The organism is Williamsia sp. 1135, assembly GCF_002095395.1.
GTDB lineage: Bacteria > Actinomycetota > Actinomycetes > Mycobacteriales > Mycobacteriaceae > Williamsia.
The window spans coordinates 140,585-165,370 of sequence record NZ_MJEI01000104.1 but is presented as its reverse complement, the minus strand read 5'-3'; the positions used below and the strand labels follow the sequence as shown (position 1 = coordinate 165,370).

Below are 24,786 nucleotides of genomic sequence, written 5' to 3'. Positions count from 1 at the left end.
CTTCTGTCCGCGACGCCGGTCTCCGCCCACAGCGAACGACAGTGGCGAATCAATGCAACGGTGTAATCATGTAATCACTACGAAGGAGTGAAGATGAAAAGCACACACAAAGGATCACGCGGACCCGGCGGCGGACGCCGCGGCGGCTGGCAGCAGGCAGAACTACCGGACGCATCCGATGCATCGGGCTGGTTCGCCGGACGCCTGCCCGACGACTGGTTCGAGGGCACCGCAGAGGTCACCGTCGACCGCGACGAGATCACCGTCATCGGCACCCTGACGGCCCCGCCGTCCGACGAGAGCACCGCGACCGCCGCTGCGGAAGGTCGAGCATCACGGTTCCGCGAGGACACCCGCGGTGAACGGATGGCCATCGCGGACGAGGCGCAGGCCCGCTATGCACGCAAGGTGTCCTGGGGAGTGAAGGTGGGCGATCAACGAATCCTGTTCACCCACATCGCCGTTCCGGTCATGACCCGGCTGCGGCAGCCCGAACGCCAGGTACTCGACACCCTTGTCGACGCCGGAGTCGCCCGCTCGCGGGCAGACGCACTCGCATGGTCGGTCAAACTCGTCGGAGAACACACCGAGGAGTGGCTGGGCAAACTACGATCGGCGATGGACGACGTCGACACCTTGCGCGCCGAAGGCCCGGGGCTCTGAGCTCTCAGCCGAGCTGCATGACGATATGGCAGCTGCGCTCTGCCGCATTTGTCACGAACCCGGACAAAATGTCGTAGTTCGACCTCAGGTACTCGATGCCGCCTGCGTCCCACGAGTGAAGGAACGGTGGCACTCTCAATTTCGAGAGTTCCTTCGTGCCGGTGGCTTCGAGCAACGTATCAAAGGTCATGTGCACGAGGCAGTCGCGTGCTGCCACCACGTATTCGGGACTCATGTAGTTCGGGATGCCCTCACCGAAGTCGTAGTCCCCCGGAATCGTCCCTTGGCCCGAAATCGGGTTCACCATGATCCGGGCATGGTCGAACATCACCTCGAGTGCGTCATACGATTTGTCGAGATCCACCGTCACAGAGGGATCCGCCTCTGACAATCCCCAGACGAACTCGCTGATGTCGCCCGCTTCTCCCAGCGCGTGGATCTCGTGCAGGCCGGCGTCGGTCAGTTGCGTCAACGTCAGAATCATCCCCATGGCAGCCAAACTACCCGGCCGACCGTGCCGTTCGGCACGCTGACCGTGCCCTACCGGTCACCGAAACGGCACGGTCGATGCAGGTAAGGCACGATCGGCGGCTGGAAGGGCACGCTCGTCGGGGTCAGGCACCTTCAGTGATGGCGCGACTGTTGTCTTTGAGATCGACTCCGCTGCGGCCCAATTGGCGAGCACCCTCGATCAAGGCCGCGCACACCCGGGCAGCATCGGTGTAGCCCAGCCCTCCGGGTGGGTGGATGTTGGAGATGCAGTTCCGTTCAGAATCAGCGCGTCCCGGTCGTGGTAGGTGCGTCAGGTATATGCCGACACTGTCGGCGACCGACAGACCCGGGCGCTCCCCGATGATCACGATCAACGTACCCACCTTCTGGGCGGCTCCGATGTGATCGCCGAGGGCGACCCGGGCCTGTGTCGCGATCACCGGCGGCGCGAACGAATATTTTTGCGCAAGAACCTCTTTGAGTGCGGACAACAGCCCGGTCGCATGTTCGGACAACGCGATCGGCGAAAGTCCGTCGGCGAGCACGAAGCCCACATCGGCATCCACCTCCGCGACCTCACTCAGATCAGCCGGGGACCGACCCAGATCTGGTCTGCGCAGGTACTCGCTGCGGTCGGCAGCCTGGCTCGTCACGACGATCGGCGACCCCAGCTCCAACTTCTCCACCTCGACCGCGAGCGCGTCGGCATCGAGCGGCTGGTGGACCGCATCGCGCGCCGCAGCATGAGCCGCTGCGAACTCCAGCACCCGGGTGGTCGGCAGCGAATCCCCGGTGCGACCCAAACCGATTCGTGCCGCGGTCCGCAGACGCAGGGCATCCCACAAATCACTCATCAGGCCACCGGCCCGGTGAGACTGCGCAGAGGCGACGCCTCGGGTTGCAGATCGAGGACCCGGCCATCGGCACCGAGCATCCCCACCCGGTCGAGCCACGACTCGAACTCCGGCGCCGGCTTCAAACCCAGTGTGCGACGGGCATACAGCGCGTCGTGGAACGACAGGCTCTGGTAACCGAGCATCACATCATCGGCACCGGGCACGGTGATCACGAACGGCACCCCCGCGACGCCGAGCAGGGTCAGCAGATTGTCCATGTCGTCCTGATCGGCCTCTGCGTGGTTGGTGTAGCAGACGTCCACCCCCATCGGCAGACCCAGCAGCTTGCCGCAGAAGTGGTCCTCGAGTCCGGCACGCAAGATCTGCTTGCCGTCGAACAGGTACTCCGGCCCGATGAAACCGACAACAGTGTTGATCAGCAACGGATCCAACTCGCGCGCAACGGCATACGCTCGGGTCTCGAGGGTGTGCTGGTCCACCGGCTTGCCACCGGTACCGAAGTGGGCACCTGCGGACAACGCCGAACCCTGGCCCGTCTCGAGGTACATGACATTGTCACCGACGGTGCCGCGATGCAGCGACTTCCCCGCCTCGTTACCTTCTCGGAGGATGGCGATGTCGACGCCGAAACCCTTGTTCGCGCCTTCGGTCCCGGCGATCGACTGGAACACGAGGTCCACCGGGGCACCCGCCTCGATAAGCCCGATCGTCGTCGTCACGTGCGAGAGCACACACGACTGCACCGGGATCTCGTACCGCTGCCGGATGTCGTCGAGCAGATGCAGCAACTCCGACGTGGCATGCGGCGAGTCGGTCGCCGGATTGATCCCGATCACCGCATCACCGCAGCCGAGCAGCAGTCCGTCGAGCGTCGCTGCTGCGATCCCGGTCGGGTCATCGGTCGGATGGTTCGGTTGCAACCGGGTGGCGAGCGTCCCCGGCAGTCCGATCGTCGTCCGAAATGCCGACACCACGTTCACCGCCCGCGACACCGCGATCAGGTCCTGATTGCGCATGAGCTTGCAGACGGCCGCCACCATCTCGGGAGTGAGCCCGCGCGAGACGGAGGTGAACGTTGCCGCTGCGGCGTCGGCCGGCCCCGACGCAACTTCCAGTAGCCAGTCCCGCAATCCGCCGACCGTCATCGCCTTGACCGGCGAAAAGGCCTGCACATCATGGGTATCCATGATCAACCGGGTGATCTCGTCGCTCTCGTACGGAACCACCGCTTCGTTCAGGAACACCGTCAGCGGCACATCGGCCAGCGCCCACTGCGCCGCGGCCCGTTCCGTGTCGGACTCGGCGGCACACCCCGCCAGCTCGTCACCACTGCGCGCCGGTGTCGCTTTTGCCATCAGTTCGACGAGTCCGTCAAAGGCGTATGTGGTCCCGGCCAGGGTGTGCTGATAGCGGCTCATCGTCGGTTCATCCCACATCGCTTTCGGCTGCGGCAAGCATCGCGAACTCTTCGTCGGGCGAGTTCGCAACCAGGTGCTTACGACTGTAGAGACCGAAGTACGCCATGAAGGCGACAAACGCAACCAGACACCAGAGCGCTGCGGTTGTGTCGACGAGGAAGGTGGCGATCACCGAGACCACTGCGATGACCAGAGCAAAACCGGTGGTCGCGATGCCACCGGGCGTGCGGTACGGCCGGTGCATGTCGGGCTCACGAACCCGCAGCACGATGTGGCTGACCATCATGAGCACGTAACTCAGGGCCGCGCCGAAAACGGCCATGTTCAGCAGTATCGCGCCCTCGCCGGTGAAGGTCAGCGCGAACCCGATGATGCCCGGGATGATCAGCGCCCAGGTGGGCGCCTTGCGACTGTTGGTGACCGATAGCGCCCGCGGAAGGTAGCCGGCCCGCGACAACGCGAACAACTGGCGCGAGTACGCGTACATGATGGAGAAGAAGCTCGCGATCAGTCCGGCCAGACCGACGTAGTTGACCACGGTGGCTGCGGTGCCGTCGATGGCGTCGACCAGCGGATTCACCGATTCGCCGACGCCCTGCGCGCCGAGTGCGCCGGTGGCCATGAACAGCACCAGCGCACCGGTGAGCAACAGGACGCCCATGGCCGCGATGATGCCGCGCGGCACGTTCTTCTCCGGATTCTCGGCTTCTTCGGCCGCCAGCGGAACGCCTTCGATCGCCAGGAAGAACCAGATGGCGAACGGAATCGCCGACCACACACCGAGGTAACCGAACGGCAGGAAGTCCGACGAGCCCGCGGCATCCGCATCGGGCGCGATGTCGGTGAGCAGTGCGGCGTCGAAGTGGCTGATCGCCGCGATGCCGAAGATGACCAGACCGACCAGCGCGATCGCGGTGATGACGAACATCGCCTTCAGTGCCTCACCGGCGCCGACGAGGTGGATGCCGATGAAGATGATGTAGACCGCGAGGTACACCCACCAGCCGTCGGATATCCCGAACAGATCGAGCGATTCGACGTAGCCGCCGATGAAGGTCGCGATGGCGGCCGGGGCGATGGCGTACTCGATGAGGATGGCTGTGCCGGTGGCGAAACCACCCCACGGGCCCAGCGCTCGTCGGGCGAACGTGTAACCGCCTCCGGCGGCCGGCAGTGCCGATGACATCTCGGCCATGCCCAGGACCATCGCGAGATACATCGCCGCGATGATGACGGCGGCGATGAGCAGGCCCCCGAAGCCGCCTTCGAGCAGCCCCGCGTTCCAGCCGGCGTAGTCGCCCGAGATCACATAGCTCACCCCGAGGCCGGCGAGCAGCACCCACCCGGCGGTGCCTTTACGGAGTTGTCGTTTCTCCAAGTACTCGGAGGAGGCGGCTGTTTCAGTCATACGCAACGATAGCCAGCAACTGAAACCGTCGTGTTAGATCGACTTTTCCGACGTGTTTCGTACTTTCTGTTCGCAAATCCGGCCGATTTCGCACCACCCGCCCGAATATCTCGACGGATGGTGCAGAACCGGGCAGAAGATCAGGTCACCGCGGCGACAGGGTCATCGAGAAACGCGTGCGGAAACGTCTCTGACCTCTGCTGGAAGGACAGGATGCTCGGATTCTGGATGACACCCTCCCGGATCTCGATCGCCCGCAAAATCGTCGGCGTCTGATCCCAGTGGTCCGGACCGCCGAGAACTGACTTCAGATGCGGCAGCAGAGCCTCGCTGATCTCCCACGTCGCGGAGTCCCACAGGTACGAGGGACTGTGATCGACCGCGTAGTAGAGCACGCCTTTGCCCACGGTGAATGCCGGCTCGTCGAACGTCGTCGGCAGGGCCCAGCTGAAACCCATACCTTCATCGCACGAGACGTCGATGATCAGGGTTCCCGGCGGGAACCCCGGCAGATCGGACTCGTCGAGGAACGTCAGGGGCGTATCGGTGTTCTGCAGTACGCAGTTGACGATGATGTCGTTGCCCGCCAAGAACTCGGCGACCGGGAGTCGTCCCGACGGCGTCTCCGCCCACATGCTGTGCGGGTCCCGGGGATCGCCGTACTCGAGTTGCACGATCTGCGTCGAGTGGATCGGTGAACCGACCGCTGCCACGTCGCGGTTCGTCAGCACGTGCACATCGTCGACACCGTGTGCGTTCAGTGCGGTCACCGCGCCGCGCGCGGTGGCACCGAATCCGATGACGGTGGCCCGCAACCGGCGACCGTAGTCTCCGGTCTTGCCCGCCAACTCCAGCGCGTGCAGCACCGAACAGTATCCGGCGAGCTCGTTGTTCTTGTGGAACACGTGGAGCGCGAATCCGCCGTCTTCGGTCCAGTGGTTCATGGCCTCGAAGGCGATGAGGGTCAGCCGCCGGTCGATGGCGACCTGGGTGAGCCTGGTGTCCTGTACACAGTGCGGCCAACCCCAAACAGTCTGACCCACACGCATTTCGAGGAGGTCTTCGGCCTGCACCTTGGGCAGGAGGATCACATCGCACTCAGCGATGAGCTCCTCGCGTGTGCCGATGCCGGCCACGAGTGGCCGCAGATCGTCATCGGTGACGCCGAAGTGCTCGCCGTAGCCGTGCTCAAGGCGGATCGACGAGCGCAGTCCGAGCTTGATCTTTTCGAAATGCCGCGGATGGATGGGTAGGCGTCGTTCGTTCTCCTTCGCGGAGTGAGCCAGTATTCCGATCGAAAGGTTGGGCATTTCAGCGGTTTTCGGCAAGTCAGCGCTTTTTGTTGCCGGTGAAGATGGTCTCGCCCGGGGCGGCGTCTGCCTTCCCCTTCTTGATTGCACGCTTTTCTTTCAGGGACTTACCGGATTTCTTGGTCATACCTTGACGTGGCGACTTGTCGGCCATGTGGCGATCCCTTGATTGAGAACCTGATAGGTCCCGATTTGACCAGCTTACGCCCCTGACCCTGGGCCCCTGCCGGGCGCCGCCCGCGCCCGCGAAGGCAGTGTGAAAAACTCGAAGCCATGCTTCGCATCGCCACCTGGAACGTCAACTCGATCCGCGCCCGCAGCGAACGGGTCGTCGACTGGCTCGAACGGGCAAACATCGACGTCCTGGCCATGCAGGAAACCAAATGCAAGAACGAGCAGTTTCCCGAGATGGGGTTCGCCGCTGCCGGCTATGAGCTCGCCACGGTCGGCTTCAGCCAGTGGAACGGCGTCGCGATCGCATCCCGCGTCGGCCTCGACGACATCGAGACGAGCTTCGAGAACCAGCCCGGTTTCAGCAAGGACGCCGGGGTGGACCCCGCGATCGAGGCCCGCGCGATCGGTGCCACCTGTGGCGGAGTGCGCGTCTGGAGCCTGTACGTCCCCAACGGCCGCACCCTCACCGACCCCCACTACACATACAAGCTCGAATGGCTTGCTGCACTGCGTGATACCTCCGCCAAGTGGCTCGCCGACGACCCCACCGCCGAGATCGTCCTCAGCGGAGACTGGAATATCGCCCCCACCGACGACGACGTGTGGGATCCGGCCCTGTTCGCCGACAAGACACACACGTCCGAGCCCGAGCGCGCCGCCTTCGGCGCGATGACCGAGGTGGGGTTCACCGACGTCGTGCGGCCCTACACTCCCGGACCCGGGGTCTACACCTACTGGGACTACACGCAGCTGCGTTTTCCTCGTAAGGAAGGCATGCGCATCGACTTCAGCCTGTGCTCACCGGCGCTCGCGACCCGCGTGAGCGGCGCCGAGATCGACCGCCAGGAACGAAAAGGCAAGGGCGCCAGCGATCACGCGCCGGTCATCATCGACGTGGTGTAGAGCTGGGCGGCTGGGTCTAGTTCTGCTCGGGGCGCTCGGCCAGTTCGTCGGCCACCTTGCGCAGGGTGCGTCCCAGCACTTCACGTTCGGCCTCGTCGAGACCCTCGAGCGCCGTCTCCAGGGCTTGCACCCGGCGGGATCTGCTGCCCTTGATCAGGTCGGCACCCGCCTCCGTCACCGCCAGGAGGCTGGCCCGGCCGTCGTCGGGGTCCGCGGTCCGCTGGACGAGTCCGTCCCGTTCGAGTCCTGACACGATGCGCGACATCGTCGGCACCGTCACGTTTTCCCGCTCCGCGAGTTCTGACAACCGGATCGGCCGGCCGGTGTCGATCAGAACCCACAGCGCCGACAGTGAGCTGAGCGGCTGGGAGTTCTGACCGGTCCGCGACCGCAGCGATCGGACAACCCGCGCCAGGTCGCGGTACACCGAAGCTGCCGATGCTCCCTGCAGATCCATCACCGTTCTCCCGTCAGTTGCGCGGCGGCGACGGAGCCATCGTCATCGGTCCGCGCCACGTCGTCGTCCACATAGGTTACCGGCGCCACGGCCGAGGCCACCGCCGCGATCACCATCATCACTGCCGCTGCGACGAACACCACGACCAAGCCGTCATGGAAGGGCTCGGAGATCAGGTGCGGGAAGAAGCTCTGGCCGGTGAGGGTGTCGGCGTCGACCGCAGGCCTGGACAATTCCCCGCTGTCGGCGAGCAATTCTTCGATCGGGTTGTATCCGAGGAACGCCGCGAACAGACTCCCGACGGGTGGCAGATCTGCGGTCTGTCCCGCGGCTGCCGCCGAGACGCCGTGAGTCATCAGCCCGTCGCGCAACGCCGACGGCAGATGCTGGGCGAGGCCGACCACCATCAGCGAGAAGAAGACACCGATCGACAACGCGTTGCCCGAGTTCATGAAGGTCGCTCGCACTCCCGATGCGGCCCCACGCTGCCGGGCCGGGACACTCGACATGATCACCGCGGTGTTCGGTGACGCGAACAGCCCGGACCCGACGCCGTTGAGGAAGATGAGCAGTGCAAACAGCCAGTAGTCGAAGTCGACCGGAATGAGCAGCAGCGCAATGAACGTCGCCGCCACGATCAGTGATCCACCCGTGGAGAACCACCGGGCGCCGTAACGGTCGGACAGCCAGCCGGCCACCGGGCCGCTCACCAGAAAGCCGACCGTCAACGGCAGTAGGAAAATCGCCGACCACAGAGGTGTCGACTCGAAGTCGTAGCCGCGCAGCGGGAGCCAGATGCCCTGCAGCCAGATGATCAACATGAACTGCAGTCCGCCGCGGCCGATCGCGTTCATGAAACCCGCGAGGTTGCCGAGGCCAAAGGCTGGGACCTTGAACAGCTTGACGTCGAAGATCGGGTCGGCGACCCTCGTCTCGACCACACAGAAGGCGACGAGCAGGAGTACTCCGGCAGCGACACCACCGAGTATCCACGGACTGGTCCATCCGGTTGCCTTGTCTCCGTACGGCTGTATGCCGTAAGTGATGGCGGTCAGCAGCACGGTCAGTCCGATTCCGAAGAGGATCGTGCCCGGCCAGTCCAGTTTTCCCGCGTTGCGGCTACCCACCTCACGTAGCGACCGGATGCTCCACAGCGTTCCGGCGATGCCGAGCGGAACGCTCACCCAGAACACCGCGCGCCAGTGCCATTCCGAGAGCAGCCCACCGACGATCAGCCCGATGAACGATCCGGCCACAGCAGCAACCATGTTGATTCCCAACGCCATTCCCCGCTGCCGCGAGGGAAATGCATCGGTGACGATGGCCGCCGAGGTCGCCATCAACATGGCACCGCCAACGCCCTGGATCACCCGGAAGGCGATGAGCCAGATGGCACCGAGGTCGCCGACGAAGGGATCGATGGACAGCAGGACCGCACAGACGCTGAAGACGACGAACCCGAGGTTGTAGATCTTGACGCGGCCGTACATGTCGCCGAGGCGGCCGAAGGTGACGACCAGCACCGCCGACGCGAGCAGGAACCCCATCAGCAACCAGAGCAGGTAGCTGACGTTGGCGGGTTCGAGTGGGTTCAGACCGATCCCACGAAAGATTGCCGGCAGAGAGATGATGACGATCGAACTGTTGACCGTCACCAGCAGCATCCCGAGCGTGGTGTTGGTCAGTGCCACCCACTTGTAGCCGGGGTGGTCGCTGCTCATCCGGCCTGTGGTCACTTCTGCCGTCATGGATGCGCCCCCGGGCATTGGTAGTTAGTTGTGCGGCTACAACTAAATTACGGCCCCGGTATTGCCCACGCAAGCCGGCGAGCTCCTACGAGTGGTGATCGGTGACCTTTTCCGACTTCAGCGGCGACGTCAGACAGCGCAAGGTCGGTCCCTCCCACAACCGGAGGATCTGCCACATCCTCCGACTGTGGCCACATCCTCCGGTTGCAACAGGAGGGCCTGACAAAGTCCGGAGGACCTGCGACATCCTCCGACTGTGACCACATCCTCCGGCTGCAACGGGAGGGCCTGACAAAGTCCGGAGGACCTGCCACATCCACCGGTTGCAACAGGAGGGCCCGGCAAAGTCCGGAGGTCAGTTGGTGTGCAACCAGAGGATCACGACGAGCCCGATGGTGACGATGAGGGCGGCGATGATCGCCGATACGCCCACAGCGACCAGCACCGTCGCGGAGTTGATGCCCGCGGACGCCGGGTCCTCCTCCTGCGGTTCGCCCGATTCCCAGGGCCCGATCTCCTGGGTGACGTCGTCTTCGTCCGACTGCTGCATCGGGCAATTAGAGCACGCTTCGCCGCCCGGAGTGAGTGCACCCTAACTCGACGCCCTCGGAAGATTCTCGAGACGTAGAGCTTAGGCTAAGCTCACCGTCATGAGCAGGGGATTACAAGGGCTGGTACTCAGAGCACTCGGCGCAGACGACTACGAACTGACCGTGACCGGCAAGCAGCAGGTCACGGACAGTTATGTCCGGATCAGTTTCAAGGCCGGCGGTCTGCTCGGTCACCACGACCGCCACCCGACCCAGTGGATCCGGTTGTGGATACCGAACGGCGACAAGCAACAGCAGCGCGGATACACCCTGGTCGACCCCGATGAGGCCGCCGACACCTTCGACATCGAGTTCGCGATTCACGACGGGCCTGCCGCGAATTGGGCCGTGGCCGCCGAGGTCGGCGAGACCATCGGCGCCACCGTCATGGGCTCGAAGTTCGCGATCCCCGACCCGACTCCGTCGGAATACGTGATCTTCGGCGATCCGGCCGCCGTGCCCGCGATCAACTCCCTGCTCGACGCGATCGGAGATGTCCCTGCCCGGGTGTGGCTCGAGTGGCAGCACGAGTCGGACAAGAACCTTCCTCTCAAAACGACGCCCGCGACCACCGTGGAGTGGGTCGAGCGCGGCACCAAAGGACAAGCCCTCCGCGACACTGCCGCGCAGTTGTCGCTTGCCCCGGGTGCGTTCGGATGGGTGGCCTGCGAGTTCTACACCACCAGAGACATCACGAAGTCGCTCAAGAGCAAACTGCCCAAGACATCGGTCAAGTCCCAGGCCTACTGGAAATGATCAAGAGAGATGGTTCCATGCAAGCCCGTTCGAACCGCCTGACCGTAGTGCTCGCCCTCTTCGCGGCCCTGACTCTCGTTGTCACGGCCTGCAGTTCACCGGACGAAGACTCCGACAACGGGGCACCCATCCAGGTGAACACTCCGATGGGCCAGGTCACGATCAACGGCGTCCCCGAGAACATCGTCACCATCGGTACCCAATGGACCGATGTGGCACTGGCTTTCGGCGTCACCCCCGTCGCGTACCTCGACAACGTCGAACTGCTGACCAAGGCCCCGACGCCCTGGGTCGGAGACCGGCTCGAATCCTCCGAGGCCATCGATCCCTCGCGCGACGTGGCCAGCCAGGTCGCGGCCGTGGATCCCGACCTCATCGTCTCGACCGATTTCGGCGACCAGACAGAGACATTCGCCAAGCTGAGCAAGCTGGCCCCGACGATCCCTTCCATCACCGGCAAGCAGGTGGATCCTTGGGAAGAGATGGTCGTCTTCATGGGCACCGTGCTCCGGGAGCCCGAAAAGGCGCAGCAGATCATCGATGGCGTCAACAGCAAGATCGACGGGATCAAGAAAGCCAATCCGGGATTGCAGGGCAAGAGCTTCGCACTGGCCTGGATACTCACCAACGATCAGATTCAGGTCTTCGGTGATCCCGCCGACGGCGCGGCAGAGGTGTTCACCTCGATGGGCATGACCATGGCCCCAGAGCTTCAGAAGATCTTCGAACGCGACGGACAACCGCGGTTCCCGATCTCCACCGAGAACGTCCCGGAACTGCAGTCGGACATGATGATCCTCGCCGCCAACTCACCGGCGCTCAACGAGAAGATGAAGACTTTGCCCGGTTATTCGAATCTCACCTCAGTGAAGAAGAATGCCGTTGCCGAGCTCAGCGTCGCCGAGGTCAGTGCCATCAATCAGCCGTCCCCGCTGTCGCTTCCGTTCGTACTGGAGAAGATGACCCCCGCATTCGAGAACGCCGCGCAGTGACGGCTGCACCGGTGACCGGCCGCGAGCTCGCCTACGCCTTCCGTGCGGGGGCGTCCGCGATGACCGCACCCGGAGGCGTTGCGGTGCTGTTGCCCGCGAAGCAGCGAATGACCGGACTGACACCGGCGCAGATGCAGACACTCAAGGCTCTGGGCCGGGGTCGGCCGGCCCTGAGTGAACTTCCGGGCGCAGGGGCTGACCCTGCGGTGACCGGGATCCTCGACGACCTGGTCGGTCGAGGTCTGCTCACGGTCACGATGCGTTGGGCCGGCACCGATCTGTACACGCTGCGGCCCTTCGACAGTCCCCCGCCCCGGCCTCCGGTATCGCCCGACAGCACAGTGGTCGGACAGCTCTCGAAGTTCGCGGTGATCCATCGAGTCGACGGTCGGTGCGTGGCCGAACATCCGTTGTCCTGGTGCGACATCGAGATCCACGACGCGGGCATGCTGGCGGTACTCACCGGGCTACCCGGGGTCGATCCGCCGGCACCCCAGGTTGTGGCCGAACTCGCCCGAGACCTGACGTGGGCGGGTTTCACCGCGCAGGACGACGCCGAAGAGTCCGAGTTCGCCACCCGTAGCTGGGGCGCCCACGAATTGTGGTTTCACCGCAAGAGCACCTTCGGTGTGCGCGCCAAGGATTGGGGACGATTCGGGCCGACCAAGTGGGCGGCGGGTTCGTATCCACCACTCCCTGCGCGCAAGCCGGAATACCCGGGACCGGCGGTCGCACTGAAGGACGTCGACCTCGACGAACTCCGCGTCACCGGGGATGCCCTCACCAGCGCCATCGAGGATCGCGCATCGTGCCGCGACTTCGACACCGAGTCGACCCCGACCCTCGATCAGCTCGGCGAGTTCCTCTATCGCACCCACCGCAACCGAGAGCTGCGGGTGATCGGCGCCGAGGAGTTTCCGTCCCGGCCGTATCCATCCGGCGGGGGATTGTACGAACTCGAGGTGTATCCCGTTGTGCGCGAATGCCAGGGACTGCCTACGGGCATGTACCACTACGACTCGTTCGACCACGTCCTGCGTCCGGTCACCGGCATCGACAACCCCGCGATCGACCGGTTGCTGACCCCGTCGTCGCTCACCCTCTCGGGCGGTCAACTACCGCAGATCCTCTTCGTCTTCGCAGCCCGCGTCGGTCGAATCATGTGGACCTACGAGCAGATCCCCTATGCGGTGATGCTCAAGCACGTCGGGGTGCTCACCCAGACGATGTCGCTGGTCGCCACCGACATGGGGCTGGGTACCGTCGCCCAGGGCTACTGCGACACCGCGGCTTTCGCCGAACTGGCCGGCGTCGACGAGCTGACCGAATGCGCGCTGGGCAGCCTCGTACTCGGCACCCCGAAACGCTGACCGACCTTCACCGGGAGATCATATCCTCGCATCCGCACCGGCCTCCGCCTCGTTGGCCGCCTGGGCGGCTCCCGACCAGGCGATGACCATCGCACCGGCCACCGCGACCACGAAACCGAGCACAGCCAGCCAGGTCCGGCCCGGTAGCGCATCGTCGCCGAGCCAGATGATCCCGATGACCGACGGGATGACCGTCTCACCCACCACCACCGCAGCCGTTGCCGAGTTCACCGAACCGAGTTGCAGTGCAACCGTATTGAGGTAATACCCACCGATCCCGGCGAGGGCGATGGCGTATGCAGCCGGGTCGCTGAGGATTTCGGCGATGTCGAAGTCGGAGATGCCGTGCAGGATGCGCACCGACACCGCGACCACGCCGAACATCGCACCGGCACACAGCCCGGCAGCGATGGCGGCGCGGGATCCGAGCCACCGGACGAGTGCCGACGAGATCGCGAACAGCACGACCGCTGCGATGAGCACCCCCCAGTGGAACCAGGTGCCGTCGTGTCCATGGCCGTCCTGATCGGCTGACAGCCCGATCGCGCACAGGGCCGCGACCACCGCACCGATCGCGATCCAGTCGCGGGGCAGCAACTTGATTCCGAGGACGAAGATCCCGAGGATCGCGGTGACCACCAGGTATGCGCTGACGATGGTCTGCGACAGGAACAGCGGCGCCAAGCGCGAGCCCACCGCGTTGCCCGCGAACCCGACGACGTCGAGGCAGGTTCCGGCGATGAAGGCCGTGGTGAGGACCGCAGCGATCGTCGCTCGCATCGTCGGCCCACCCGTCGCGGTTTCCAGGCCCGCGGTCTCGCCGCGCGAGAGGGCGTCGTCTTTGGACTTGCGGGCACCGTAGGCCTGCAACACCGACGAGGTGCCGTACGCGATGCAGGCGAAAAGTGCGGCCAGGACGCCGTAGATCATGAGACGAGTATGACCGATCCCGACGTCGGAGGACGTGACATCCCCTCCGACTTCAAGCAGGTCCTCCCGTTGCGGACGGAGGAAGTAGCCGAAGCCGGAGGAAGAACCAGCTCCTCCGGTTTCAGCGAAGAACTAGAGCGCTGCGGCCACTGCGGACACCGCGTGCTGCCAGATGTCGGCCAACCGGTCGGCGTCCGCCTCGACCATGAGTTGGTCACTCCACCGCCAGCTCGTGACCAGTTGCGGTCCCTGGGGTGTGCCGCGCACCACCGAGACCACGTCCAGCGCATAACGCAGCGGAAGGTCGGGCTCTGGCGCTGTCGGGAGCCGGCCGTTGAGGTCGAGATCGGTGATGGGTGACCATGGCTCGGGTGTGTCGGAGGCCCCAGCGGTGCTGAGGTCGAACCGACCGAGATAGTTGAACTCCACCTGCGGGTCGGTGGACGCGACCAGTTCGGGTGCCCGCTCGAAGTGCCGCAGCAGACCGTAGTCGAGCCCCCGGTTGGGGATGCCCGCGATGTGCTCTGCCACCGAATCGATCAGCGCGCGGACGGATTCCGGCTGTCCGGCTGCGGCGTCGAGGTCCACTGCGTCGGCGCCCGCGCCGAGGCGAAGCGGGAACACGCTGGTGAACCAACCCACGGTCTGCGACGTGTCGACCCCCGCACCGACGGTCTCGTCCTCGCGCCCATGGCCTTCCAGGGCGATGAAGGCACCGGCCGACTTGTCCTGGCCGTTGACGGTGCGCCAGGTGTTGATCGTCAGCGTGAGCGCGGTGAGCAAGAACTCCCTCATACCGATCGCTCCGCTGAGCTTCGCGAGAACGGCCGCGGTCTGGTCGACGGACGTGTGCGCGGCTGTGGTGCGCAGCGAGGTCCAGGTGTCACTGTCCGGATTCACCGCTCGCGCACCGATGGTCGGATCCGGCCCGGCAACCTGACCGGCCCAATAGGGACGCTGCTCGAGCACTTCCGCTGTGCCGCTACGTTCGGCCAGCAGGTGCGAGAACCGCCGGTACGACGTGAACTCCGACCCCAGGGTGGGAAGGATCCCGGAAGTCAACTGCCGACCGCATTCGGCCAGGTCTCCGAACAGCACATGCCACGACACCGCGTCGGTGGCGAGGTGGTGGATCGCGAGTAGGAGGACATCACCCTCGTCATCGGCATCTCGGATCAGACGCACCGCGGCGACCATGGTCCCGGCCACCGGATCGATGCGGTCCATGGCGGTCGGCGCCGCACGGTGCACGCCGGCCGCGAGGTCATCACCGACCGACACCGTGGTCAGGATATCCGAGGCACGCACCGACCCGACAGTCCTGGTGACCAGCTGATACCCAGTCCCGTTGGGCTGCAACTGCGATCGCAGCATGTCATGAGAATCCAGGATCGCCTGCAGCGCCGCTTCGAGTTCGGCGCCGGACAATCCCTTCGGCAGGGCGATGAGGGTGGTCTGAGTGAACCGCCGGAACCGGCCGAAGTCATACATCCAGCGGACAACCGGCAGCGCGACGACCTGACCCGGACCGCCGTGTTCGCCTTCGTCGTCAGGTCCCACGAGCACGCCGTTGTCGATCGCCGCCGCCAGGGTCCGTACCGACGGATTCGCCAGCACGAGGCGCGGACTCACCTGAACGTCCTGCCGTCGCAACAGATTCACCAGGGACATCGCCACGATGCTGTCCATACCGAGGTCGAAGAAGTCTTCGTCGACGCCAGGAGCCGGACCGTCCACCAGCTCACCGAACACCGTGCACAGCAGACGCTCTGTGTCCGTGGTCGGTTGCGCTTCTGCTCCCGTCGAACCGGCCAGGGCCTCCCGCGCCAGTTCCATCAGCGCCGCCTCGTCCAGTTTGCCGTTGGAGGTCATCGGCAACGCCGGCACGGTCAGCACACGCGCGGGCAGCATATGGGTCGGCAGTCTTTCGGCGAGGGCCGAGCGTGCCTGCGCAGCGGGCACGCTCACCCCGACCACGAATCCGACCAGGGTCGCACCCGTCGGACGCCGCAACACCACGACCGCGGCGGTCTCGACACCGGGCAAGTGACGCATCGCCGTTTCGATCTCGCCGATCTCGATCCGGAAACCGCGGATCTTCACCTGACTGTCGGCACGTCCCAGGAACGTGAGGTTTCCATCTGGGAGACGGCGGACCAGGTCGCCCGTCCGGTACATTCGGCCACCGCGCGCGTTGGGATCGGCAACGAAGCGCCCCGCGGTAACACCCGGTTGTCCCACATAGCCTCTGGTGACCTGAGCCCCGGCAAGGTACAGCTCGCCGACGACGCCGCGCGGTACCGGGCGCAACCTGGAATCCAGGACATGGGCGGTCATCCGATCGGCCGGAGTACCGACCGTCGGGACATCTGAGCCGGCTATCGGGGCGACCAGCGCCTCGACGGTGGTCTCGGTCGGGCCGTAGCAGTTGTAGACGTCGACATCCTCGAATGCCTGTAACTGGTGCCACAGAGCCTGACTGATCGCTTCCCCACCGAGCGCCAGCACCGACAACTGCGGGGCACTCGATCCGTCGGATTCCGCCTCGTGTGCCTGGTCGAGCTCCGCCTCCGGCTCCGTCTCCGGCCTGCCCAGGATGCCCGCGGCAGCGAGTTGGCCGAACATCGACGGCGACGTGTCGATCATGTCGATCCGGTGGGCGATGAGACCCGACACGAGTTGCTCCGCATCACGCATCTGCGATCCGTCGAACAGGTGCACACTGTGCCCGTCGAGCAATCCGATCATCGGCTGCCACGACGCGTCGAAACTCAGCGACCAGGCATGGGCGATGCGTAGTTTGCGACCGAGTCGGGCCGTGGCCGGCGCGTACACGTGATCGCGGTGGTCTGCGAAATAGCTTGCGACCGCACCGTTCGTACCGATGACACCCTTCGGCTCACCGGTCGAGCCCGATGTGAAGATGAGATAGGCGGCCAGGTCAGGCGTCGCACCGATGGCCGGACGTGACGTCGACTGGACACCGAGAGCCGCAGACGTCGCCGGGTCGTCCAGGACCAGGCGCTGCGTGTGGCCCGCGCCGGCCGCCTCGAGCACCTCGATGTGTCGGGTGACGGTGACGACGATCCTCGGATTCGATTGTTGCAGAATCGAATTGATTCGGGCTGGCGGGAGCGACAGATCGATCGGGACGTAGGGGGCACCGGCGGACAACGCCGCGAAGATCGTGACGATCGAATCGGCAGACCTGTCGAGGGCCACCGCCACCACCGACTCGGGACCGACACCGCGGCAGACCATCTCATTGGCCAGACGCATGACGTCGTCGTGCAGCTCTGCATAGGTGTAGTCACGGAGTGTGCTGGTCAACGCGGGCGCGTCGGGTGTCGCGGCCACCTGCCGGGCGAAGATGTCCGCGATGGTGCCGCTGGGTACGGCGTCCGGTGCCGACGCCGACGGTTCGTCGCCCATGACCTCGTCGGCCAGGCGGACCTCCAGGTGCTCGGGACCTGAGTTCGCTGCGTCCGGTAGTTGCCGGAGCACCAGCAGGATTCGTTCCGCAATCTCGGCCGGTGGCAGGTGGGGCAACGCGCCGTCGATGGCTTCGGTCATCACCACGAGATTGCCACCGAGCAGGTACGCGGCAATCGTGAGTGGGTAGTGGGCGAGGCTTTCCATCGCCACCGGCAGGAATCGGGTGCCGTCGCCGGTGCTGATGGGTTCGGTCACCGCGCCGATCGGGGCGTTCTCGAACACGAACAGGGTGTCGAACAAACTCCCCCGACCGCCGGCCCGCTGCACTGCAGACAGGCTGAGGAAGCCGAGCTCACGCATTGTCGCCGACTCGCGTTGCAATCCTTTACACAGTTCGAGAACAGTTCCGGCCGGGTCTATATCGACGACCGAAGGCACGGTGTTGATGAACAACCCGATCATCGTATCGGCACCGGGCAACGTATCCGGGCGACCCGAGATCGTGGTCCCGAAGACCACATCGCGGCGATCTGTGAGACGGCCAAGCACCACCGCCCAGGCGAACTGGACCGCGGTGTTGATGGTGATCCCGTTGGTGCGCGCCCAGGTGATCAGCCGAGTGGTGTCAGCCGAATCCAGCTGTACATGAGTACGTCTCGGTACCGCATCGGCCGGTGTCACCGCCCCCTCGGCGAGCATCAGAGGGGCACTCAACCGCGCGAGGTACGTCGCCCACGCGTCGGTCGCCGCCACCGAATCCTGAGCAGCGAGCCAGCCGATGTAGTCGCGGTACGGCCGCGGCGCGGGCAACGAGGTCGACTCCCCGCCCGCCTCGTACACCGCGAGCAACTCTTGGAAAAAGATCGCGACGGCCCAGCCATCCATCAAGATGTGGTGCGCCGTGATCAGCAATCTACGGCGACCCCCGTGTCCCGGCACCTCGTGGCTGCGGCTGCCGCGCTGGTCACCGAGATTGACCAGGACCACCCGCAACGCAGGTCCCGACGACAAGTCGAAGTTCTTGCGCCGCTCCGACTCGGCGATCGCATCGAACTCGGCGGGGTCGGCGTCACGCTCGGACCACGGGACGTCCACCCAACTCGGCACGATCTGCACGGGAGTCGGGATGTCGCGGTCGTAGAACGACACCCGCAAGTTCGGATGCCGTTCGAAGATCGCCTCGACGCTGCGGCGTAGCAACGTCACATCCACCGGGCCGCCGATCTCCACGATGAACTGCATGGAGTAGAGATCCAGATCGTCGCCGGCGATCTTTGACAACGAGAACAGCCCCTCCTGCAAAGGGCTGAGCGCGAGCACATCTTCGATGGCAGGCGGCGCCGACCGATCGACCACGCCTCGGGTCATGATCCGGGTTTCCAGTTGGCCGTGAGAGCGGCCAGTGCGTCATCGCTGAGTCCTGACGCGCTCATCGGCGCATGGGTGAGGGTCACCGTCTCCACGGCGGCCTCCACCTCGAGCGGCGGGTTGGCGAGCGCATCGTCGACGGCAGCCGCGAGTTCGGCGATCGAATGATGATCGAAGATCATCTGCGGGGTCAGTGGCAGGCCGTCGGCCGCCGCACGCCCCGCCATCTGGATCGAGATCACGCTGTCACCGCCGAGCGCGAAGAAGTTGTCATCGCGGCCCACGTCGTCGATCTCGAGAAGTTCCCCCAACAGGTCGGAAATCGCCTTCTCCGTGGCGGTCTGCGGAGCTTCCCCGCCGCCTCCGACACCGGCGACCGCGGCGTCTGCTGCGGTGATCTCGAATATCAGGCCACCGTTGTGGTCCCACTTGGCTCGATCACCGCTACGCAACAGCCGCGAACCAGGTGAATAAGGATTCGACACCCACTCACCGACGGCGGTCTGCGTACCCGCCAGGTACACGTCACCGAACACACCGACCGGTGCCGGCGCCAGCGACTGATCGAGGATCAACACCGCCGCCCCTGGCGCCGGACGTCCCGACCGCGTTCCGCCCAACTGCCCCACCACGGCAACCAGCCCGAAATCTGCAGGTGCATAGTAGTAATGACTGGTCGATCCCTCAGACAATGCCGACAGCACCTCGGCCAGGGAAGCCGGGCCGCCCGGCGATGACGCAACCCAGCTGCGGACCGACGGCGTCACGGAGGTGCCGGAATGAGCAAGGAGTGCCAGCACCTTCGGCTCCGCGACCACTCGCTCGACCGAATGCCGGGCGATGAGATGTGCCAGCGCAGCCGGATCATCGCGCTCCGCGTCGGTTGCCAGGACCACTGTTGCCGACCCGGCAAGTCCCGCGAGCAGTTCGGCGGTGCCCGCCGGCGATGCCGGCGGCGTCGCGAGCAGGCGCACGCCCACAAACCTGTCGACTGCATCCGGCCCGTCGACTGCATCCGGCCCACCGGCCGAGTCGGGGCCGTCGCCTCCGGCCGCGCGCGTGAACGCCTCTCGGACGTCGGCGAATCCGGCAGCATCGCCGGACCGCAGTTCCCCATAGGTCAAGGACTGCGAACCACGCACCACGGCAACCGAATCAGGATTCTGCCGTCCCGCAGCACTCAACCGCGCAGCAAGAGCGCCGGGGGTCACGTCTGCGCCGCGACTGAAGGTGCCGAGCACCCGCTCCCGTTCGGCCGGCGACTGCACGTCCACGCGCCGCACCTGCTGATCGACGTCGTCGGCGAATGCAGCCAGCACACGCATGAGCCGGTCAGCGATCAGTTCCGCACCTTCACGGGTGTACAGATCGCCGGCGGCGACCAGCCGTGCGCCCAGGCCACCGTCCGAACGTGAGGCGAAGATGATGTTCAGATCCAGGAACGACGTCTCGAACTCCACCGGCAGCAGGGTGAGCGTGGTGTCGCCGGAAGCGTTGAACGCCTGGCTGTCCGGGGCGCTGTATTCGTCCCGGAAATGCATCATGACCTGGAACAGCGGATTGCGGGAACGGGAACGCCGCGGGTTGAGTGCTTCGACCAGGCGCTCGATGGGTACGTCCTGATTACTGTAGGCACCGAGTGCGACATCACGCCCCCGCAGCAGGACCTCACGGAGCGAGAGCTCACCATCGAGGATATTGCGCAACACGACCATGTTCGCGAAGAGTCCCACGAGATCTGTGGTCACCTCGTCGGTCCGGCCGGCGATGGGCGTACCGATCGCGATGTCGTCGCCACCACCGAGCTTGTGCAGTAGGGTCGCGACTGCCGATTGCAGCACCATGAACTCGCTGACGCCGATCGTGTCGGCCATCTCGCGCAGGCGGGTACGCAGTTCCGCCGGCACCGAGAACGACACCACCTCACCCGTTTTACCGAGTACCGCCGGCCGTGGGTGATCTGCTGCCACGGTGATCTCGTCGGGTGCACCTGCCAAGGTGGTTCGCCAATAATCGATCTGGGCCGCACCCACCTCGACCGACGCTCCATCGCCATCGAACAGGTCACGCTGCCACAATGCGTAGTCGGCGTACTCGATCGGGTGGTGCGCCCAGTCCGGGCCCGTCTCGTTCGCCAGGCGATGCCGGTAGGCGGCACCGAGGTCGGCCAACAGCACACCGAACGACCAGTGGTCGATGACCATGTGATGCACCAGGATCGACAGTACGTGGGCGTCGTCACCGAGCACAAAGAGGTGGGGTCGCACCAATGGCTCGGATTCGACTGCGAAGTTGTACTGCGCGATCGCCTCGAGTTGCGCGGTCAGCAATATCTCCGATTCGGCGATCGACTCACCGCCGAGCACCGTGATCGGTAGCGGCACAGAGTCGATCGGACCGATCAGTTGATACGGAATGCCCTCGTGTTCGGGAAACGTGGTGCGTAGGGCCTCGTGGCGCGCCACCACATCGCCCATGGCGGCCGTGAGCGCAGCGGCGTCCACCGGACCGTCGATCCGCACCGCCATGGGGATGTTCCCCACAGCACTCGCACCCTCGAAACGCCGCGCGAACCACATCGCGAGCTGCGAGTACGACAGGGGAACGCGTTCGGGACGATCCCGCTTCACCAACGGCGGTCGTTGCGGTGTCGTAGCTCCACCGATTGGTTCGTAGTCGTCGAAGTCGTCGTCGGCATCGAGGTCGATACCGAACTCCTCGCGCACCTGCGCGACGAGCCACGAGGCCAGACCGGCGACCGTGGGGGTGTCGAAGGGTGCGCGTACGTCGATGTCCACCCCGAACTCGGTACGGATCTGCGTCACCAGGCGGGCGGCGAGCAGGGAGTGCCCACCGAGTTCGAAGAACGAATCGTCGGCACCGATGGAATCCCGGCCGAACAGCTGCGTGAACAGCGCCGCCACGCGGATCTCGGTGGCCGTCGCCGGCGCGCGGAAGACTCGCGGCGCTGCGCCGGCCGGGTCCGGAAGCGCGTCCCTGTCGAGTTTGCCGTGCGCGGTCAGCGGAACCTCGTCGATCACGGCGAATGCGCTGGGCACCATGTAGTCCGGCAGGACCGCGGTTGCGTGTTCGCGCACCGAATCGATGTCCACCATCGCGCCACGCTCACCGACGAGGTAGCCGGCCAGCGCGGGTCCCAGATTGGGATCCTCGGTCACGATCACGAGTGCGCGGGCGACTGCCGGGTGGGTCGATAGCGCGGCCTCGACCTCACCGAGTTCGATCCGGAATCCGCGGATCTTCACCTGCTCGTCTGCTCGGCCGACGAACTCGATATCGCCATCTACGTTGCGCCGGGCCAGATCTCCCGTGCGATACAGCCTGCCACCGGATCGCATCGGATCGGCGACAAACCGTTCCGCCGTCAGCGCCGGACGGCCGTGATAGCTGCGGGCAAGCTGGTCCCCGCCGATGTAGATCTCGCCGACGACTCCGGCCGGGACGAGTTGCAGTGTTCGATCGAACAGGTAGACCGACACATTGCGGTTCGGCACCCCGATGGGGACCACCCGCACACCCTGCGGGCCATCAACCGGGTAATGCGTCGCGGCCACCACGGCTTCGGTCGGACCGTAGTTGTTCCGCAGTTGCGCGTCGAACACCGTCCCGAACTTGTCCGCCACCTCACCGGGCAACGCCTCTCCGCCGACCGGGATCTGCCGCAGCGTGGTCCATTCGTTCACACCCGGCAGTAGCAGGAACATGCTCAGCATCGACGGGACCATGTGCATGACCGTCACCCGCTGACGCACCAGCAGATCTGCCATGTACGGAATATCTTGGAGGGCATCGGGTTTGGGAACAACAAGGGTGGCGCCGAGGGTCAGGGTGCAGAAGACCTCGAACAACGACGCATCGAAACTCACCGACGAGGTCTGCACGAGCCGGTCGTCCGCGGTCATCCCGAACTGAGCGTGAAAACCCGACAGGTGGTCCGCGATGGCCACGTGCGGCACCGAGACACCCTTCGGCTTACCGGTCGAGCCCGACGTGTAGATGACGTACGCAAGCGCCTCCGGCAACAGGGGCGTCACCCTGTCCGCGTCCACGGGATCGGCAACCGAGAGTCCGCCCGCAGCGCGCTCTGCTGCTGCGAGTTCGGCTGCGCCCAGTACGAGTTTCGGATCCGCGTCCTCGATCATGAAGGCGATGCGGTCACCCGGGTAGGACTTATCGATCGGCAGGTATGCCGCACCTGCCTTCAAGACCGCTGTCGCCGCGACGACGAACTCCACCGAGGCCGCGACCTCAAGGGCGACGATGTCCTCGGGACCGATGCTGTGCGTACCGATCAACCAGTGCGCCAGCAGGTTTGCTCGAGAGTTGAGGTCCCGATAGGTCAGCACGACGTGGTCGTCGGTGACTGCAGGGTGGTCCGGATGCGCGGCGACGCGGGCCTCGAACATCGCGGGCAACGTCGTCGCGGCCGCGGGGACCTGCTCGCCCAGCGATCGGGTGATCACCTCGGCCCGTTCGTCGCCGAGAATGTCCAGCTCACCGAGCCGCCGGTCCGGCTCGGCCAGGGCGCCGCGGAGCAGATCCACGTAACCGGCGAGCATGCGGTCGACTATCCGTCCATCGAGTACATCGGCGAAGTATTCCGCCTCCACATGCGCTCCGTCGTCGCCGAGCACCACGGTCAGACCCAGGGGCAGCTGGGTCACCGCACTGACCAGCTCCAGTTGCTCGGCACGCACGTGGTCCAGCGCGAAACCGACCGCACTCTTTCGGGTGGAGAAGCTCAGTCGCACAATCTGTTCGAGCCCATCGCTGCCGCTGACACGGTCGGGGTTGATCTCCCGGACCACGCGATCGACCCCGATGTGCTGGTGCGCGAATCCGCCGAGCGCCTCGTCACGGGTGGCGGCGACCAGATCCGCGAAGGTACCGTCGGGATCCACACTCGGCCGCAACAGCAGACTGTTGCCGAAGTAGCCGATCAGCGACTGCGCCGACGCAGGGCGATCCACGACGGGTACGGCGACGAGGAAGTCGTCGCTACCGGTGTAGCGATTGATCAAGGCGCTGAACGCCGCCAGCAGCACCGCGAACGGCGTGCTCGACTGCTCCCTCGCGTGGCGGGTGACGGCATCGATCACCTCGGACGGGATGTCGTGCCTGCCGTGTCCCGCGGTCTTCGCTGCGGGACCTGCATTCTCGGCCGGGAGTTCGAGCCACTCCGGCGGCGGCCGCAACTTCGAGCGCCAGTATTCGATGCCCGTCGGGTCTTCGACGCCTGGGCGCGGCCCGAGTACCTCGACGTCCACGAACTGTGCCGTCGGGGCCTGGGGTGCGGATCCGGCGTTGTAGGCGGCGTTCACCTCACCGAAGAACACCTCCCAGGAGTCGTCGTCCCAGCAGATGTGGTGCACCACGAAGATGAACGCCCACTCGTCGACATCCGTGCGCACCAGGCTGATTCGAAGGAGCGCGTCGGAGCTCAGGTCGAATGAGCGGGAGAACTGTCGTCGTGCGAGCACCTCGAGGCGGCGGGCCCGGCCCTGCTCGGGGAGCTCAGACAGGTCGTGCTCGCTCCACGGCACATCCACGTGCGCCGCAGCGACCTGATACGGAGTTCCCGAGTCGTCGACACCGTAGGAGGTGCGCAGGATCTCGTGTCGGTCGACGACCGCACCCACCGCCGAACGCAGCCTGTCCGGGTCCAGCGCACCCGTGAGTCGGTATGCCACACAGACATTGAGTGTGGTGTCGGCGGGGTCGCGGTTTTGGACGAACCACAGCCGCTGTTGGCCGGGTGCCAGCGGCGAGCGTTCGCCCGGCACCCGGACCGGTACCGGCGCGGTCACCTCTGCGCTCAGTCCGCGTTCACGCAACCTCCGGCGTAGCAGTTCTTTTCGTCGCGCGATCACATCTTCTGGCATCTGACGGCCTCT

17 protein-coding genes are annotated in these 24,786 nt (G+C 65.3%); 5 read left to right on the top strand and 12 right to left on the bottom strand.

Features of this window, described 5'->3' with window-relative positions:
• Nucleotides 1-93 precede the first annotated feature (93 nt).
• The gene (locus BFL43_RS22955; protein ID WP_084895265.1) at nt 94-663 is read left to right on the top strand and encodes a hypothetical protein; all 570 of its coding nucleotides are present in this window, start codon (nt 94-96) and stop codon (nt 661-663) included.
• 4 nt (nt 664-667) lie between these two features.
• Here the strand turns inward: BFL43_RS22955 and BFL43_RS22950 are convergent, their stop codons facing one another.
• The 6 genes from BFL43_RS22950 to BFL43_RS29795 all read right to left on the bottom strand — a co-directional run bounded on the left by BFL43_RS22950 (nt 668) and on the right by BFL43_RS29795 (nt 6,302).
• Nucleotides 668-1,153 carry a DUF1877 family protein gene (locus BFL43_RS22950; protein ID WP_084895089.1) on the bottom strand — a complete coding sequence of 162 codons (486 nt, stop codon included), beginning with the start codon at nt 1,151-1,153 and terminating at the stop codon, nt 668-670.
• Nucleotides 1,154-1,277: 124 nt separating this feature from the next.
• Nucleotides 1,278-2,009 (bottom strand): ethanolamine ammonia-lyase subunit EutC, encoded by a 732-nt coding sequence (gene eutC / locus BFL43_RS22945; RefSeq protein WP_084895087.1) that lies wholly within the window; start codon nt 2,007-2,009, stop codon nt 1,278-1,280.
• Complete coding sequence (locus BFL43_RS22940; RefSeq protein ID WP_084895263.1) at nt 2,009-3,430, bottom strand: ethanolamine ammonia-lyase subunit EutB; 1,422 nt, start codon at nt 3,428-3,430, stop codon at nt 2,009-2,011. Before BFL43_RS22940 ends, eutC begins: the two co-directional genes overlap by 1 nt.
• A 7-nt stretch (nt 3,431-3,437) precedes the next feature.
• On the bottom strand, nt 3,438-4,838 hold the full coding sequence (gene eat / locus BFL43_RS22935) for an ethanolamine permease (RefSeq protein WP_084895085.1): 1,401 nt from the start codon (nt 4,836-4,838) through the stop codon (nt 3,438-3,440).
• A gap of 140 nt (nt 4,839-4,978) precedes the next feature.
• Complete coding sequence (locus tag BFL43_RS22930; protein ID WP_143695478.1) at nt 4,979-6,148, bottom strand: N(5)-(carboxyethyl)ornithine synthase; 1,170 nt, start codon at nt 6,146-6,148, stop codon at nt 4,979-4,981.
• Between the two features lie 19 nt (nt 6,149-6,167).
• Complete coding sequence (locus tag BFL43_RS29795; protein ID WP_272874215.1) at nt 6,168-6,302, bottom strand: hypothetical protein; 135 nt, start codon at nt 6,300-6,302, stop codon at nt 6,168-6,170.
• Nucleotides 6,303-6,421: 119 nt separating this feature from the next.
• Between BFL43_RS29795 and BFL43_RS22925 the strand changes: the two genes are divergently transcribed.
• A complete protein-coding gene (locus BFL43_RS22925; protein ID WP_084895081.1) occupies nt 6,422-7,225 on the top strand; it encodes an exodeoxyribonuclease III in 804 nt (267 codons plus the stop codon).
• A 16-nt stretch (nt 7,226-7,241) separates the two neighbouring features.
• Here BFL43_RS22925 and BFL43_RS22920 read toward each other — a convergent pair whose 3' ends face one another.
• From BFL43_RS22920 to BFL43_RS22910, 3 genes are all read right to left on the bottom strand, one after another.
• On the bottom strand, nt 7,242-7,682 hold the full coding sequence (locus BFL43_RS22920; RefSeq protein WP_084895079.1) for a MarR family transcriptional regulator: 441 nt from the start codon (nt 7,680-7,682) through the stop codon (nt 7,242-7,244).
• Nucleotides 7,682-9,430: an MFS transporter gene (locus BFL43_RS22915; RefSeq protein WP_084895077.1), complete on the bottom strand. Its 1,749-nt coding sequence runs from the start codon at nt 9,428-9,430 to the stop codon at nt 7,682-7,684. The genes BFL43_RS22920 and BFL43_RS22915 overlap by 1 nt, the downstream gene beginning before the upstream one ends.
• A gap of 355 nt (nt 9,431-9,785) precedes the next feature.
• Nucleotides 9,786-9,980, bottom strand: coding sequence for a hypothetical protein (locus BFL43_RS22910; protein WP_084895075.1), 195 nt, complete (start codon nt 9,978-9,980; stop codon nt 9,786-9,788).
• A 100-nt stretch (nt 9,981-10,080) separates the two neighbouring features.
• Here BFL43_RS22910 and BFL43_RS22905 point away from each other — a divergent pair, with 100 nt between their 5' ends.
• Genes BFL43_RS22905 through BFL43_RS22895 form a run of 3 tightly spaced genes read left to right on the top strand, consistent with a single transcriptional unit; the run spans nt 10,081 to nt 13,138 of the window.
• Nucleotides 10,081-10,776 carry a siderophore-interacting protein gene (locus BFL43_RS22905; RefSeq protein ID WP_084895073.1) on the top strand — a complete coding sequence of 232 codons (696 nt, stop codon included), beginning with the start codon at nt 10,081-10,083 and terminating at the stop codon, nt 10,774-10,776.
• A gap of 17 nt (nt 10,777-10,793) precedes the next feature.
• A complete protein-coding gene (locus BFL43_RS22900; protein ID WP_084895261.1) occupies nt 10,794-11,768 on the top strand; it encodes an ABC transporter substrate-binding protein in 975 nt (324 codons plus the stop codon).
• Nucleotides 11,765-13,138, top strand: a complete 1,374-nt coding sequence (locus tag BFL43_RS22895) for a SagB family peptide dehydrogenase (protein ID WP_240498432.1) — start codon at nt 11,765-11,767, stop codon at nt 13,136-13,138. The genes BFL43_RS22900 and BFL43_RS22895 overlap by 4 nt, the downstream gene beginning before the upstream one ends.
• Before the next feature lie 18 nt (nt 13,139-13,156).
• Here the strand turns inward: BFL43_RS22895 and BFL43_RS22890 are convergent, their stop codons facing one another.
• The 3 genes from BFL43_RS22890 to BFL43_RS22880 form a co-directional block, all read right to left on the bottom strand.
• Nucleotides 13,157-14,068, bottom strand: coding sequence for a hypothetical protein (locus tag BFL43_RS22890; RefSeq protein WP_084895071.1), 912 nt, complete (start codon nt 14,066-14,068; stop codon nt 13,157-13,159).
• A gap of 132 nt (nt 14,069-14,200) precedes the next feature.
• Complete coding sequence (locus BFL43_RS22885) at nt 14,201-18,871, bottom strand: non-ribosomal peptide synthetase (RefSeq protein ID WP_084895069.1); 4,671 nt, start codon at nt 18,869-18,871, stop codon at nt 14,201-14,203.
• The gene (locus tag BFL43_RS22880; protein ID WP_084895067.1) at nt 18,868-24,774 is read right to left on the bottom strand and encodes a non-ribosomal peptide synthetase; all 5,907 of its coding nucleotides are present in this window, start codon (nt 24,772-24,774) and stop codon (nt 18,868-18,870) included. The genes BFL43_RS22885 and BFL43_RS22880 overlap by 4 nt, the downstream gene beginning before the upstream one ends.
• Nucleotides 24,775-24,786: the final 12 nt, after the last annotated feature.